Annotated in this window: 12 protein-coding genes and 2 tRNA genes; 9 read left to right on the plus strand and 5 right to left on the minus strand. The window is 69.9% G+C overall.

The window, feature by feature from the left end:
• Nucleotides 1–432: 432 nt before the first annotated feature.
• The gene (locus ABD466_RS10675) at nucleotides 433–900 is read right to left on the minus strand and encodes a DinB family protein (RefSeq protein WP_344656807.1); all 468 of its coding nucleotides are present in this window, start codon (nucleotides 898–900) and stop codon (nucleotides 433–435) included.
• Between the two features lie 58 nt (nucleotides 901–958).
• Between ABD466_RS10675 and ABD466_RS10680 the strand changes: the two genes are divergently transcribed.
• The 6 genes from ABD466_RS10680 to ABD466_RS10705 all read left to right on the plus strand — a co-directional run bounded on the left by ABD466_RS10680 (nucleotide 959) and on the right by ABD466_RS10705 (nucleotide 9,756).
• Nucleotides 959–1,897, plus strand: coding sequence for a sigma-70 family RNA polymerase sigma factor (locus tag ABD466_RS10680; protein ID WP_344656808.1), 939 nt, complete (start codon nucleotides 959–961; stop codon nucleotides 1,895–1,897).
• A 247-nt stretch (nucleotides 1,898–2,144) separates the two neighbouring features.
• Nucleotides 2,145–3,467, plus strand: coding sequence for a deoxyguanosinetriphosphate triphosphohydrolase (locus ABD466_RS10685; protein ID WP_344656809.1), 1,323 nt, complete (start codon nucleotides 2,145–2,147; stop codon nucleotides 3,465–3,467).
• Between the two features lie 21 nt (nucleotides 3,468–3,488).
• Nucleotides 3,489–5,579 carry a DNA primase gene (gene dnaG, locus ABD466_RS10690; protein WP_344656810.1) on the plus strand — a complete coding sequence of 697 codons (2,091 nt, stop codon included), beginning with the start codon at nucleotides 3,489–3,491 and terminating at the stop codon, nucleotides 5,577–5,579.
• 126 nt (nucleotides 5,580–5,705) lie between these two features.
• A complete protein-coding gene (locus tag ABD466_RS10695) occupies nucleotides 5,706–6,878 on the plus strand; it encodes an RNA polymerase sigma factor (protein WP_344656811.1) in 1,173 nt (390 codons plus the stop codon).
• Between the two features lie 102 nt (nucleotides 6,879–6,980).
• The gene (locus ABD466_RS10700) at nucleotides 6,981–8,561 is read left to right on the plus strand and encodes an FGGY family carbohydrate kinase (RefSeq protein ID WP_344656812.1); all 1,581 of its coding nucleotides are present in this window, start codon (nucleotides 6,981–6,983) and stop codon (nucleotides 8,559–8,561) included.
• Nucleotides 8,562–8,877: 316 nt separating this feature from the next.
• Complete coding sequence (locus ABD466_RS10705) at nucleotides 8,878–9,756, plus strand: DUF8094 domain-containing protein (RefSeq protein WP_344656813.1); 879 nt, start codon at nucleotides 8,878–8,880, stop codon at nucleotides 9,754–9,756.
• 328 nt (nucleotides 9,757–10,084) lie between these two features.
• Here ABD466_RS10705 and ABD466_RS10710 read toward each other — a convergent pair whose 3' ends face one another.
• Nucleotides 10,085–10,438, minus strand: a complete 354-nt coding sequence (locus ABD466_RS10710; RefSeq protein WP_344656814.1) for a YtxH domain-containing protein — start codon at nucleotides 10,436–10,438, stop codon at nucleotides 10,085–10,087.
• Between the two features lie 195 nt (nucleotides 10,439–10,633).
• Here ABD466_RS10710 and ABD466_RS10715 point away from each other — a divergent pair.
• Nucleotides 10,634–10,706: transfer RNA gene (locus ABD466_RS10715), tRNA-Asn, on the plus strand.
• Nucleotides 10,707–10,858: 152 nt separating this feature from the next.
• A tRNA-Ile gene (locus ABD466_RS10720) sits at nucleotides 10,859–10,932 on the plus strand.
• Nucleotides 10,933–11,008: 76 nt separating this feature from the next.
• Here ABD466_RS10720 and ABD466_RS10725 read toward each other — a convergent pair.
• The 3 genes from ABD466_RS10725 to ABD466_RS10735 form a co-directional block, all read right to left on the minus strand.
• A complete protein-coding gene (locus ABD466_RS10725; RefSeq protein WP_425558606.1) occupies nucleotides 11,009–11,437 on the minus strand; it encodes a site-specific integrase in 429 nt (142 codons plus the stop codon).
• A 427-nt stretch (nucleotides 11,438–11,864) separates the two neighbouring features.
• Complete coding sequence (locus tag ABD466_RS10730; RefSeq protein ID WP_344656815.1) at nucleotides 11,865–12,797, minus strand: HAD family hydrolase; 933 nt, start codon at nucleotides 12,795–12,797, stop codon at nucleotides 11,865–11,867.
• Between the two features lie 48 nt (nucleotides 12,798–12,845).
• On the minus strand, nucleotides 12,846–14,438 hold the full coding sequence (locus ABD466_RS10735; protein ID WP_344656816.1) for a DUF1254 domain-containing protein: 1,593 nt from the start codon (nucleotides 14,436–14,438) through the stop codon (nucleotides 12,846–12,848).
• A 152-nt stretch (nucleotides 14,439–14,590) separates the two neighbouring features.
• Here ABD466_RS10735 and ABD466_RS10740 point away from each other — a divergent pair, with 152 nt between their 5' ends.
• Nucleotides 14,591–14,767: a hypothetical protein gene (locus tag ABD466_RS10740; RefSeq protein ID WP_344656817.1), complete on the plus strand. Its 177-nt coding sequence runs from the start codon at nucleotides 14,591–14,593 to the stop codon at nucleotides 14,765–14,767.
• Nucleotides 14,768–14,920: the final 153 nt, after the last annotated feature.

Here is a 14,920-nt window from a genome sequence, read left to right on the forward strand (position 1 = left end):
CCACGCCGGCCTCGAGCAGTCGACGACATCGTCATCGAGAGCTGCGGGACATCCCCCCGGTCGCGCGTGCTGACGTCTTGGCGCGCAGCAGTCGCGGGTCTGCCGGATCCGGGTGTCGCGATCATCCCGGCCGCATCACCATTGTGGGTTGTGGGTAAGGTGGTGTGATATCCGCCAAATGGGTCGTTTTCGGGTGTTTATTCGCCTGGTGGGCGGCGTGGCGGAGTGATGAGGTGCGGGGAGTCGGTTAAGGCGGTGGCGCCGATGCGCCGATGCGTCGATGTGCCGAGGGCAGCCAGGGGCCGGAGCGTTCGAGAACCTGTGTTGACCGGCCGCGGCGCTCGATGGCCGAAGTGTGGGCCGAGACGTCGTGCGAAGGTGCGCCAGGGGTCGGTGGTGCGGTTCTGGGGGTGTCGAGGGTGCGAGACGTCGTCAGCGTCCGACCTGGCCGTCGATCTGCTCCCGCAGGATGTCGATGTGTCCGGCGTGGCGGGCCAGTTCTTCGACCGTGTGCACCAGGATCCAGCGTAGGGTGCGGTCTTCGCGTGCTGAGACGGCGTCGAGGTCGTCGAGGCTGTCCCAGATCTCGTCGGCGCGGGCCGCGGCTGCGCGGTAGGCGGCGATGCAGGACTCGACGGTGTCCGTCTCGGTGACGTCCATGCCGAGTTCGGGGAAGGGGTCGCGGCCGAGGAAGGCCCACTCCAGCCACACGAGTTCGGCGCCGGTCAGGTGTTTGATCAGGCCCAGGGGGCTGGTGCCGGAGGGGACGCCGGGGGTGCGGGCTGCGGTGTCGGGGAGGTCCTCGACTTTGCGGATGATCGCTTCGCGGAGGTAGCGGTGGAAGGCGATGAGGGTGTCCTTCTCGCCGGCTGCGATGGCGGGTGGGCGATTGTCGGTCATGAGGGAACGGTAGTGAGGGTGTGTCCGCTGTGTCGGCCCCTGCCCGTACTCTGATCGCGTGGATCTCGAAGCACATCGTGCGGAGCTCACCGCCTACTGCTACCGCATGCTGGGTTCGGTCCATGACGCGGAGGACCTGGTTCAGGAGACGTTGCTGCGTGCGTGGAAGGCGCGGGATCAGTATGACTCCTCGCGTGCGTCAGTGCGGACCTGGCTGTATCGCATCGCGACCAATGTCTGTCTGACGGCGCTGGAGTCGCGGAAGCGGCGTCCGCTGCCGAGCGGGATCGGTGCGGCGAGCCGTGACACCGAGGCGCCGTTGAAGCCGGCGCTCGATGTGCCGTGGTTGGAGCCGTTCCCTGACAGCCGCTTCAGTGTGGAGGCGCGTGCTGACCTGCGGTTGGCTTGGGTGGCGGCGGTGCAGGACCTGCCGGCGCGACAGCGGGCGGTGCTGGTTCTGCGGGATGTTCTGGAGTTCTCCGCTTCGGAGGTGGCGGAGCAGCTCGATACGACCGTCGCCTCCGTGAACAGCGCTTTGCAGCGCGCGCGGGTGACGGTGCGGGGGGTGGAGAAGCCCGAGGCGGTGCGCGAGGCTGATGACCCGGAGCAGCGTGCCGTCGTTGAGCGATATCTGCGCGCCTTCGAGGACGCGGACGTGCCGGCGCTGGTCCGACTGCTGGCCGACGACGTCATCATGGAGATGCCCCCGGTCCCGCTCTGGTATCAGGGCCGCGACGACTACGCGCGCTTCATGGAGCGCGTCTTCCGCATGGTCGGCACCGGCTGGAGTGCCCGCCTCACCACCGCGAACGGCCAGCCGGCGATGGCGGCCTACGCGCCGGATCCGGCCGCGGACGGCGGGCACCGGGCGCACACGTTGCAGGTCTTCAGCGTCGCCGAGGGCCTGGTCACCGCGAACGTCGTCTTCGCGGGCGGTGGCATCTTCGAGACTTTCGGGCTTCCTGCGGTGAGTGGCGGTGGCCTCGCCGGTCAGTGAGGGTGAGACGTCATTGATCACGAGCGGGGAGCCGTCATGAGCGAGTCCGCTGCTCGCTTCCTTTCTTACTGGGAGCAACCGATCAGTATCGATGGATCGCCGACGATCTCACCGACGTCGGCGTTGCGCCCTGGCTCCACATCACCAAGGTCTGGAGACGGATTCGCGGACCAGCCAGCTGCGACTACGCCGAGTCTTCAGTTCGTGTTGGCCCGGACGGGTTACCTCCGGGCGTTACCGTGGGGCGGTGAGTGATGCCTACACCGACACCGACCGGGAACGTCACCTGCCGGACCACCCGAGCAACGTCCGCCGCACGCCTTTCGAGCGCGACCGCGCCCGGGTGCTGCACAGCGCCGCGCTGCGCCGTCTGGCCGCCAAGACGCAGGTCGTGGCGCCGGGCTCCAGCGACTCGGTGTTCGGCGCCTATCTGGACAGCCCGCGTACCCGCCTCACCCACAGCCTGGAGTGCGCGCAGATCGGCCGGGAGTTGGGGAAGGAGCTCGGGGCCGACCCGGATCTGATGGAGGCCGCCTGCCTGTCCCACGACCTGGGCCATCCGCCGTTCGGCCACACCGGGGAGGAGGCGCTGGCGCTGGCCGCGGCCTCTTGCGGTGGTTTCGAGGGCAACGCGCAGTCGTTCCGGATCCTGGTCCGGCTGGAGGCCAAGGCCCTGGGCCCGGGCGGTGAGCCCGGCGGCCTGAACCTGACCCGTGCCGCGCTGGACGCCGCGACGAAGTATCCGTGGACCCGCGCCGAGGGCGAGGCCCGGGGCACCGCGAAGTTCGGCGTCTACGCCGACGACGAGCCGGTGTTCGCGTGGATGCGGTCCGGCGTCGAGACCGGCCGGACCTGCTTCGAGGCGCAGGTGATGGACTGGTCGGACGATGTGGCCTATTCGGTCCACGACCTGGAGGACGCCCTGCACGCCGGCCATCTCGTCCCGAAAGCCCTGCTGTCGCGCGAGGAGCAGACGGCTCTGTTCGAGCTCACGGCTGCCCGGTACGCGCCCGGCGCCGACCCGGGGGAGCTGGCTGAGGCGCTGGCCCGGCTGCTGGCCCTGGACTACTGGCCCGGCGACTACGACGGCTCGTTCGCCGCGCAGGCCGCGCTGAAGAACTCGACGAGCAGCCTGATCGGCCGGTTCTGCCAGACCGCCGCGGCGGCGACGCGCGCGGCGGTCGCCCAGCGGAGCCGGCAGAGTCCCCAGGGTGTGCGGGGCCCGCAGAGCATCCAGGACGCTCAGGGCACCGTCCCGCTCACCCGTTACGCCGCCGACCTGGTCGTTCCGCGCGAGACCCGCCTGGAGTGCGCGCTGCTCAAGGCGGTCACCGCGCGCTACGTCATGGAGCGCGCAGACGCCCGTGAGCTGCGCCGCCGCCAGCGCGAGCTGGTCTCCGGCCTGGTCGAGGGCCTGTCCGCGGCGCCGGACGCGCTGGAGCCGGCGTTCCGCGCCTGGTACGCCGACGCCTCTGACGACGGCACCCGCCTGCGGGTGGTCGTGGACCAGGTCGCCTCGCTCACCGACGACGCCGCCTACGCCCTGAGCGGGCGGCTCGGAACGGTCTGACCACCCGGCTAAACTTTCATCGTGGCTGGACGGATCAATGACGACGACATCGAGCGTGTGCGCAAAGCGGCGTCGATCGTCGACATCGTCGGTGCCGTCGTCCAGCTGCGCAGCGCCGGCGGCGGCAACCTGAAGGGCCTGTGCCCTTTCCACGACGAGAAGTCGCCGTCGTTCCAGGTGAGCCCGGCCAAGAACTTCTACCACTGCTTCGGCTGCGGCGTCGGCGGCGACGTCATCAAGTTCATGATGGAGTACGACCACCTCACCTTCACCGAGGCGGTCGAGCGGCTGGCGTCCCAGTACCGGATCGAGCTGCGCTACACCGAGGGCGGCTACACCAAGCAGGGCGAGCGCAGCGAGCGGACCCGGCTGATCGAGGCGCACAAGATCGCCGCCGAGTTCTTCGTCGACCAGCTCGCGACCCCGGCCGCGGCCAAGGGCCGGGAGTTCCTGAGTGGCCGCGGCTTCGACGCGGCCGCGATCGAGAAGTTCGGCGTCGGCTACGCCCCGGAGTCGTGGGAGGCGCTGGTCCGGCACTTGCGCGGCCGCGGTTTCACGGACAGGGAGATCCTGGCCGGCGGCCTGGCCTCGGAGGGCCGGCGCGGCGCCATGGACCGTTTCCGCAACCGCCTGATGTGGCCGATCGCCGACCTGTCCGGGGACGTCATCGGGTTCGGCGGTCGCCGGCTCACCGACGATCCGGACACCCCGAAGTACCTCAACAGCCCCGAGACACCGATCTACAAGAAGTCCTCGGTGCTCTACGGCCTGGAGATGGCCCGCCGCGAGATCGTCAAGCAGGAGCGCGCGGTCGTGGTCGAGGGCTACACCGACGTCATGGCCTGCCATCTGGCCGGCGTGCCGACCGCGGTGGCCACCTGCGGCACCGCCTTCGGCGAGGAGCACATCAAGATCCTGCGACGGCTGCTGGCGGACCGGAACCAGTTCCTCGGGGTGGAGGTGGTCTTCACCTTCGACGGCGACTCGGCCGGGCAGAAGGCGGCCATGCGCGCCTATCTCGACGAGGACAAGTTCGTCACGCAGACCTTCGTCGCGGTCGAGCCGAACGGCATGGACCCGTGCGACCTGCGGCTGGCCAAGGGGGACGCGGCGGTGCGGGAGCTGGTGGCGACCCGGACGCGGCTGTTCGAGTTCGTGATCCGCGCCGAGCTCGCCAAGCACAACCTCGACGAGTCCGAGGGCCGGGTGCACGCGCTGCGCGGCACCGCCCCGATCGTGGCGAAGATCCGCGATTCGGCGCTGCGCAACGACTACACGCGGCGCCTGGCCGGCTGGCTCGGGCTGGAGGAACGGGACGTGCAGCCGGCCGTGCGCCGGCTGGTCACCGCTTCCGGAAACCGGCCGGACGAGGTCGTGATCCCGGCTGACGACGGTGGCGGCCGGGGCGGTCGCGGCGACTGGGGCGGTCGGCAGGGGCGTCAGGGCTCGAACAACCGTCGTGGCGGCCAGAACGGCGGCTACGGAGGCCAGGGCGGCCAGGGCGGCTACGGAGGCCAAGGCGGATACGGCGGCGGCCGGGGCGGCGGCCGCGGTGGCCGTGGAGGCGGCGGCGGAGGTTACGACGGCGGCTATAACGGGCCGTCCGCCCAAGACGGACTCTTCGGTGCGGAAGCCGCCACCGTTCCCGGGCAACGGGATCCGGTCGCGGGCGCCGAACGCGAAGCCTTGAAAATGGCTTTGCAGTACCCCCAGCTCGCCGGTGCCACCTTCGACGGCCTGGCGCCCGACGAGTTCACGGTCCCGGCGTACGCGGCCGTCTGCGCGGCTGTGCGCGGCGCCGGCGGCTGCCTGACCGGCCATGACAACAACTGGACCGGCCGGGTGCAGGATCAGGCCCCTGACGACGCCATCCGCGGTCTGGTCACCGAGCTCACCGTGGAGGCCGTGCACTCGCGCGGGCCGGCCGATGAGCGGTATGTCGCCGAAGTCATGACAAGGGTGCGCATCCACACCGTGGACCGCCGGATCAAGGACGTCCGGTCCCGGCTGCAGCGCCTGAATCCGGTGGCCCAGCAAGAGGAATACAACAAACTTTTCGGCGAGCTGGTCGCCCTGGAGCAATATAAGCGTGGCCTGGCCGAAGTCTCATAACGGTCACAGGTCGGTGAACCGCCGACCACAATGATCATGCTCTGATTTCCGCCATCTGGGATATCCGGGCGGCGCGTGGGGTAAGCGTGTGGCGAAGACGTCGCGAACCCCCACTTGGAGCTTGTCGTGAACAGTGCTGTCGCACAGGGACCGGTAGCCCTCCTCGACACCCTCGCGCCGACCCGCCCCTCATCCTCGTCCCCTCTCCAGGCCGGTGCCACCCTGGGTCTGGACGACGAACCGGACGAGCTCGGTTCCCTGCGGATCACGGGACCTGCCGCACCCGAGATCGCAGAGCTCGAAGCGGCACTCGAGGAGGAAGCGGAGACCGAGCCGGAGAAGGAGGCCGAGGCCGACACCAAAGTCAACGCCTGGGCCGATTCCGCCGGGCCGGCCGGAGACCTGTTCCGGCAGTACCTGCGCGAGATCGGGCGGGTGCCGCTGCTGAACGCGGTCCTGGAGGTGGAGCTCGCACAGGCCGTGGAGGCCGGCCTGTTCGCCGAGGAGAAACTCACCTACGAGACCAATCTCAAGCCGAACCTGCGCCGCGAGCTGGCCATCCTGGTCCTGGAGGGCCAGGCCGCCAAGCGCCGGCTGATCGAGGCGAACCTGCGGCTCGTGGTGTCGATCGCCAAGCGCTACCTGGGCCGTGGCATGTCGATCCTGGACCTGGTCCAGGAGGGCAACCTCGGTCTGATCCGGGCCGTGGAGAAGTTCGACTACACCCGCGGGTACAAGTTCTCCACCTACGCCACCTGGTGGATCCGGCAGGCGATGAGCCGCGCGCTGGCCGACCAGGCCCGCACCATCCGGGTCCCGGTGCACGTGGTCGAGCTGATGAACCGCGTGGTCCGGCTGCAGCGCCGGCTGCTGCAGGAGAACGGCGTCGAGCCCACCCCCGACGACATCGCCGAGGTGCTCGGCGTGGCGTGCGAGCGCGTGGTCGAGGTGCTGCGCCTGGCGCAGGAGCCGGTCTCGCTGCACGCGCCGGTCGGCGAGGAGGACGACGTGGCGCTCGGCGACCTGATCGAGGACGCCGACGCGGTGTCCCCGGCCGACTCGGTCGCCGTGGTGATGCTCCGCGAGCACCTGGACGCCCTGCTGTCGACGCTCGGCGAACGGGAGAAGCGCGTGGTGCAGCTGCGCTACGGCCTCACCGACGGCCAGCCCCACACCCTGGAGGAGATCGGCCGCACCTTCGGCGTCACCCGCGAGCGGATCCGGCAGATCGAGGCCAAGACCCTGGCCAAGCTGCGCGGTCACACCTACGCCGATCAGCTGCTTGACTACCTGCGATAGCGGTGGGTCACCATCAGGTAGCTGAATCGGTTTGAATCCGGTCCGAAACGGTTGGGCGACACCGGTTTCCGGCGCGCGGCGCATACGGCATGATCTGGCGTCATGCCGATCGTCGCGGGTATCGATTCCTCGCCCAGCACCACCCGGGTCGTCGTATGCGACGCGTTGAGCGGGAAAGTGATGCGCAAGGCGGCGGTGGCGCACGCCGCCGCCGGCGACGACGACCCGCACGAGTGGTGGAACGCGCTGGTCAAGGCGTGCGACGGCGACATCCTGGACGGCGTCCAGGCGGTCGCCGTCTCCGGACAGCGGCAGGCGCTGGTGGTGCTGGACTCCGCGGGCGGCGTGGTGCGCCCGGCGCTGATGTCCTCGGACTACCGCGCCGCGAACTCCGCCGACGACCTGGTGGCCGAGGGCGGAGGCGCGGGCGCGTGGGCGGCGGCCGTGGGCTCGGTGCCGACCGCCGCGTTCCCGATAGCCAAGCTGCGCTGGCTGGCCCAGCGCGAACCCGAGAACGCCGCGCGCGTGGCGGCCGTGCTGCAGCCGCACGACTGGCTGACGTGGCTGCTGCTCGGCGGCTCCGCGGGCCCGGTCACCGACCGCGGCGAGGCTTCCGGCACCGGCTACTGGTCGCCGTTCTCCGGCGACTATCGCATGGCCCTGATGGCGCACGCCTTCGGCCGCGAGGTCGCCGTGCCGCGGGTGCTGGGGCCGGTCGAGCCGGCCGGCACCACCAGCGCCGGCGTGCTCGTCGCCCCGGGCACCGGCTCGGCGATGGCGCAGGTGCTCGGCCTGTCCGCGGAGCCCGGCGACGTGGTGATCAGCATCGGCGCCACCGGCACCCTGTTCGCCGGCGGCCTGCCGCACCCGGTGTCGGACCCGACCGGCGAGGTCTCGGGCTTCGCCGACGCCACCGGCCGCTTCCTGGCGATGATGCGCACCGGCGAGGCGATGCCGACGCTGGAGGCCGCCGCCAAGATGATGAGCGTCGATCTGCAGACGCTGTCGCGGCTGGCGCTGGAGTCCACGCCGGGGGCGCAGGGCGTGGTGCTGGTGCCGCCGACGGCCGGGCATCCCGGATCGCTGACCGGACTGCGGCTGGCGCGGATGACGGCCCCGAACCTGGCGCGGGCGGCGGTCGAGGGGCTGCTGTGCGGGCTGGCCGACGGGCTCGACGCGCTGAACGTGCAGATGGAGGCGGTGGGCACGCCGGTGCGGCGGGTGATTCTCACCGGCAAGGGCGCGCGGCTGGACGCGGTGCGGCTGATCGCCCCGGCGATCTTCGGGGTGCCGGTCGCGGTCGCGGTGTCGGGGTCCTCGGAGGACGGTGCGCCCGGCGGGCTGACCTCGACCGGCGTGTTCGCGGCACTGGACGCGACCGGCGTGCCGCGCCCCGGCTCGGGGCGGCCGACCGGCGCGGCGATGCTGGGCGGCAGCGAGATCATGGCGATCGGCGCGGCGCGGCAGGCGGCGTGGGTGCTGGCGGCGTCGACGTCGCCGGCCGGGGAGGCGCCCGCGGCCCCGCCGACGTGGAGCGAGGCGGTGATGTTCAAGGACTCGCCGAACGCCAAATCAGGGATCGGCGTCGGGGTGCGGGCGCAGTTCGCCGGAGCACGCGAGGCGGCCATGGCGTCCATGGAGATCCTGGCGGCGCCGATGCCCGCCGCTTCGACACCGGGATAGGGCCGGCAAAGGACCGGAAGCAGGAGGGGTAGTGCTGCGTGGCAGGGGCACGGTCGACGGGACGAGAACGGCGACCGTGGTGGCGGTGGCGGTGAGTTTGGCGCTCGGGTCGACGGCCGGGGGATGTTCAACCGGCGGGACGGTCGGCAAGGGAACGAAGACGGCGGGTGCCGCGGGGTCGTCGGGGGCCTCGGGGTCTTCGTCGGGCGCGTCGGGCGCGTCGGTCGCCGGAGGGAAACCGGGGAGCACACAGACGTCTGGGGCTGCGTCCACGGCGCCCTCGCCGCCGACGCCTACCGCGGCCCCTGAGACGACCGTGTCGAAGGACGAGGCCGCGAAGGTCCTCACGGACTACGAGAAGGCGAACAACGCCGCCAACGCCTCGGTGGACACCGCGGCGATCGCCAAGATCGAGAGCGGTTCGCTGCTGGCCAACGACCAGGCGAGTTACCTGTATGCGCTCGGGGCGGGCGGCGACAAGCTCAAGCAGGCCAAGCAGCCGATCTCGCTGACGAATCCGGCGTTCTACATCTCGCGGTCGACCGCGTATCCGCGTGGGTTCTTCGTGACGGCACAGTCGGTGCAGACGGGAGCCAGCAACGCCGGGTGGCTCATCCACTTCGCGCAGGCCGCGGCGGGAGCGCCGTGGATGGCGGACAGCCTGGTGTTTCTCGCGTCCGGCAAGCAGTGGCCGGAGTTCGCGGTGGGTGCGGACGGACTGCTGGACGACGAGGCGGTGCAACGTGACAAGCTCGCACTCGCACCGTTGGACCTGGTGTCCGCGGATCGGACGATGCTGGCGGACAACAACGCGGGGCAGCCCGCGTCGCCGTTCCTGAACGACGACGTGACGGCTGCGGAGCAGCGGTGGATCCAGGGGGAGTCCGATGCCGTGTCGCCGGCGACGGTGGCGCTGACGGTGACCACCGAGCTTGCGCCGTCGCCGCTGACGATGCCGCTGAAGAACGGCGGCGAGCTGGTGCTGTGGGGGTCGCGGCTGTCGCTGCGGATCAGCCAGTCCGGGCGGACGTTCGCGTTCACGGATCCCGGGTGGTCGAAGGTCGCCGGCCATGACAGCTTCAGCGGGGGGTTCACGGCCGACGCGGTGTTTCTGGCGGCGGCCGTGGACCCGGCGGACAAGGGGGCGAAGATCGAGAAGATCGCGGAGAACGGGGGGCTTGTGGCGGTGCGGTGAGGGGGTGCGGGGTGTGGGGTGCTGCGCGCAGGCTGGATGGCCGACCGGCTTCGTAGGGTGCTTGGCGTTTCCGGTCGGCAGGTCAGGCTTCAGAGCAGCGGGCGCGCGGGCGTAGGTCCGCGACTGGGCCGAGGGGTGGTCGGGCGGTCAGGACCCGGCTTGGGCCGTCAAGCGGTCCGGCTCTGGCCGTTCGGTACCTGGCTGCTTTCACGATCCGGCTGCTGCGGCGATAGGGGCCGCCGTCACGACGCCGGCCGCTGTCACGACGCCGGCCGCTGTCACGACGTCGGCCGCTGTCACGTTCCAGCCGCCCTCACGATCCGGCCCGTCACGACCCCGGCTTGGACCGGGCAGCCCTCGTGGCCGTGGTGGGCCCGTTCGCCTTCGCACTCGTCAGGTTCTCGTCGGAGGACCCGCCGTCGTGCTCCTCGTCGTGGTCGCCACGGTGCCGCACCTTCTCGACGACGTGCACCACCGTTTCACGCCCCTTGGCCGCGGTGTTCCGGGTGATCTCGAACGCCTGTACCTGGATCACGTTCGCGGTCTGCCGCACGGCCGGCGCCTCGGTCACCTTCCGCACCGCTCCGACGATCTTGTCGTACTTTTCTCGTCCGGCCCGCGCCCCGAGCACATACCCGGCTCCGAGCCCGGCCGCCAACGTCAGCTTCGTCCCAGCCTTCATGGCAACCCCTCTACCCACCCTCACGCATCCGAAGAACCGAACTTACGACGGATGGGCGACCACCCAGGGTTCCCACACCCGCCCCGACCTGCCCCGGAAAGCGGATTGCGGATCTCCCCCCGACATGCGCTAACCTAGTCACGCACGCCGGGCCGGAACCGCCGCAAAACGGAGCCACCCGCCGCGCCAGAACGATCCTGCATAGCTCAATTGGCAGAGCAGCCGGCTGTTAACCGGCAGGTTATAGGTTCGAGTCCTATTGCAGGAGCGCACGACGAACGTCTCCGCCCGCGCGGATCCCCGCGCGCCACCGGAGACGTTTGGCGTCACTGGGGGAGTCGGTGACAGGGGAGGGTTGATCCGCCACGGCGCTGGGCAGATGCCCACCATCGCCACCCGGCGGCGATGCACTTCACACTAGGGGCGTTAGCTCAGCTGGTTAGAGCAGGGGACTCATAATCCCTTGGTCGTGGGTTCGAGTCCCTCACGCCCCACTTCATAACAAAAAGAACTGGCCTCCGATCGCTGGTCGGGCGATCGAAGGCCAAGTCAGGGCGGGTTTCTGGGGACTCAGTCGTCCTCGGCTCCGCTGCACGGTGTCTCGTTTTCGATCATGTTTGATCGATGTTCACGGCCCATACGCGGCCCAAAATCCCGCCTCTCGCCAGTCTCGCAATTCTGCGCGGTGGGGCTAGAGCGGTCCTCCTCAATCGTCATGCTGAGCAGGGCGTCGATGCGTCGTTGCGCGAGCGCTGCCTGGTCTGGCCCGTCCAGGCACTTGGCGTAGGTGCTGAGAAGTACCTCGACACTGTGGCCAGCCCATTCGGCGACCTGCGTGGCCGGGACGCCCGCGTTGAGCCAGGTTGAGACGCCGGCATGGCGCAGGTCGTAGGGCCTCTGAGCCAGCGGTGATGCGAACTGCTCCGGAGCGAGAGCGCTGGCGCGAGCCCGTGCCCAGCCCTTGGCGTAGGTGGAATGACGGATCGGCCCACCGTCCACGCGATGGAACAGCCGTCCATCCGGAGCTGTGCCGAACTGCTCAACGTGTGCTCCGGCCGGACGACGAAGTAGCCGTAGGGAATGTCGCCTTCGTAGCCCGGGGGCAGGAAGGGGTATTTGCCTCCTCTCCCTTGTCGGGCCCGGCGATGTCCATATCGGTGACGTAGCGCTGCCACATGTAGCCGATGGTGCGGGAGTCGACGCCGATGCTCCGCAGTCCGCGTCGCATCGCCACCATGGCGGCGCTGGGTACGCAGTGAGGAACGCCTCGATACCGCGCAGCAGATCCAGCGTGTCGTAGCTACGTGTGACCGCGTCGGGCTGGGGCATGCCGTCGAAGAAGTCCAACGCTCCGAAGACCGTCTCCAGCCGGTCCCGGCAGATGATCGACGCGAGGACCTCGGGTGGTGCGCCCGGGCTGGGGGCGTCACTGATGTGGGGCACTGCGTTTCTTCTGAGTGAGTCGTTCCTTGAATATTGTGTTCCAGTCGTTCTTCACGCTGACCGTCGTCCAGCCGTACCTCTCGGCCGTCGCGTGTGCCCGCTCCGCGCAGTCGGTGTACGCGTACTCCCGGACGTCGTCGTCGTGGACGATGAGCAAGGCGAACCGGGCGGACCGGAGCAGTTCGACGTCGACGTCGTCGTTGCCCGCCGCGAAGGCCGGCAGCCTGCCGGTGCGGGCGAGGACGTCCTCCGGTTTGCCGGGCCCGACCGCGACCGGGCCGTGCGGGGTCGCCCGGCGCACCAGCACGCCGTCCCGGTAGGCGAACTCCGGGGCCGAGCCGATCACGTTCTCCCTGGGCAGGCCCCAGGTGTCCTCGCAGATCACGCGCATGAAGTCGCGCCCGCCGCCCGAGCAGACGAACAGCCGCCAGCCGTGCGTCCTGAGGTAGTCGAACAGCTCCAGCATCGGCTGGTAGACCAGACCGGAGTACGGTACTCCGAAGCGCTCGTGGCGCCAGGAGTCCAGGTATCGGACGGCCTCGGCCTCGTACTGCGCGAGGGTGGTGCCTTCCCAGGCCGCTCCGATGGCCTCCACCATCGACGCCACCGCGTCGGGGTCCTGTTCGTTCAGTGCGCGGAAGTACGACTCGTCCCGGTCGGCGATCGCCCGGTAGGGCTGCTCGCGGGCCAGCGACGGGTCGGCTTCCAGCCGCGCGGCCAGTTTCTCGAGGACGAACGTCATCTGCACCGGCGCGGGCTTCTCGACCCACAGGGTTCCGTCGTTGTCGAACACGGCGACCCGGTCCTGCGGCGGAACGAATCCCGGCGAGCCGTCCCGCGCCGCGGCCGTAACGAACTCGATAATCGCCCGTTTCGTGGGACCGTCGTTCCAGCTTCCCAGCGGGGTCGTGCCCATGCACCTCACCGTCCGTATCGTCTGGCCGCGAAGCTTCGTCGGGAGAGGTCAGTGCACCGCCTCGATCTCGCCCGGGCGCCAGGTCTTGTCGAAGAACGGCTGCAGCGGGCTGTAGAGCCGCAGGACCGCGAACCATCCCCGGCCCGGCGTGGTCTGGATCCAGTTGCCCTCCGGCACGCTGTCGGGCCGGTCGGGCCCGAAGTGCACCGTGGTCGTGCCGTCCGGGCTCGGGACCGCTGCCGGGGTGGGATAGGCTTGGCTGCCAGCTCGTGGGAAGCGTTGCGGGGTGTCGAGCATCGACCGGGTCTGGTTGTCGTAGACGGTGACCGACCAGAACTTCGCGGCGGGGATGTCCGGCGGGAGCACAAGACGGTAGTAATTGCAGCCGTCGAAGGCCCGGCCCTCCTGATCCGTGAAGGAGAACACGTACTGCGAGCCGACGCCGGGCAGCGGCGCCGTGAACGCCGGGCTGATGCCCACACCCACGTACCACCACCAGGACCGCAGGTTGAGTTTACGGGCGCCGTCGTTCGGGCGGGGCTCGGCGCCCCTGTCGGTGATGTCCGCGGGCGGGGCAAGGAACTCGTGGCCGGACACCAGCAGGCCATTGAGCCACCGGGACGAGGTGCCGTAGTAGTGCGCCCCCTCGGCCGGACGCGGACTGCAGGCGAGGGTGCGGGCCGTGGCGTTGCCCACCGCGGCCGCCTCGGCGAGGATCTCCCGCATCCGCGCGTCCGGCTCGAAGGGCCTGCCCTTGACGATGCCGACCGCGGCCAGCGCACCGGCGATCTCGGGGTCGAGTGCCTCGGCCGGCTGGTCGTGCACGAGCTCGCTGGCGAAGTCGAAGTACGTCGCGTCCGCGGGCGGAACCATGTTCACGGGAAGCCCTGAGCCGTCGACGAAGCGCGGCGGGTCGGGTCTGTGCAGCGCGGCGGTCCAGGTCTGGGCGGTCCAGGGCAGCGGCGGGGCCGTGCCTCCGGTGACGATCTCCCCGATGCTGGTTCCGTAGTACCCGGGGATGTAGCGGTAGATGCGCAGGCCCTCCTTGATCCGCTCGACCGCCGGCTTCGGGTCGTCGCCTTCCAGGAAGGCGCGACCACCCAGGATGAGCCGTGTGGTGCGGGTCTGGAGCGTGAAGAACCCGCCCTCGGGTAGAGGACCCTCGTGACCGGGCGGCACGAAGAGGTACTTGCCGCCCGCTCCGCGATCCGGACCGGCCATGCCGGGGTCCGTGACCCAGCGGAACCACATGTCATTGAGGAAGCAGAGAGCGACGGGCGGCACTTCCACTACCAGCGGCCCCTCGGTCAGGTCGAGGAAGCTTATGAAGTAGACGGTGTCGGCGTTCCCGGTCAGCACGAGCGACTTGGGATCCATGAACTCCGAGAAGAGCAGGACGTCGTTGTCCTGGATCCCGGCCTCCTGGAATCCCCGGCGGGCTGCCCACAGGCTGACGCCGGAATACGCGTCGAGGAACGCGCTGACCGCCCGCACGTGGTCCACATGGTCGTAGACGCGTTTCGCCGTCTCCTCGGTGGGCACGCCCAGCGGGAATTCCAGAGTGCCCAGGTGCGTCTCGACCCGTTCGGGTGTTGAGATCGACTCCACGGCCCGGGGTGAGATCGATGCGGTGCGCTGCAAGGGATCGCTCCATTCTCGGGTTAGCATGCCTCCCTGTCGACCATGTGCCTCACGCACCGCAAGCCGCCACCGCACCTGGGCCATAGGAGGGTCTTCGAGTGGAGCGGTAGGCGGTTCGGCATCGGGCGCGACATCGACGCGACGATCGAGGAATGGACCACGGCGCATGCCGACCTCGGCGCAATCCGACTGACTTCGACACGGTGGCGTCGGCCGCGGTTCCGGCGTGGCGGCGCGGTCCGTGGACCCGCTGGCTCGCACTGCTGTTCCAGGTGATGCGGGTGTCCTTCCTGGTCGGTGGATACCGGCTACGGCTCGGTCTGCGATGACGGGAGCGACGCATCGGCCCTGCTTGCCGCGGACGGCGACGGTTCGGAGCCTTTCGTTGCTGAGTTGGGCGACGTCATCGTTCCCGCGCACCAACTAACTCCGCCAACTTCATTCATCCGCACAACGCTGGCCCTGTGCCGCCGCACCTACAT

It is taken from the genome of Catenulispora subtropica (genome assembly GCF_039531675.1).
GTDB lineage: Bacteria > Actinomycetota > Actinomycetes > Streptomycetales > Catenulisporaceae > Catenulispora > Catenulispora subtropica.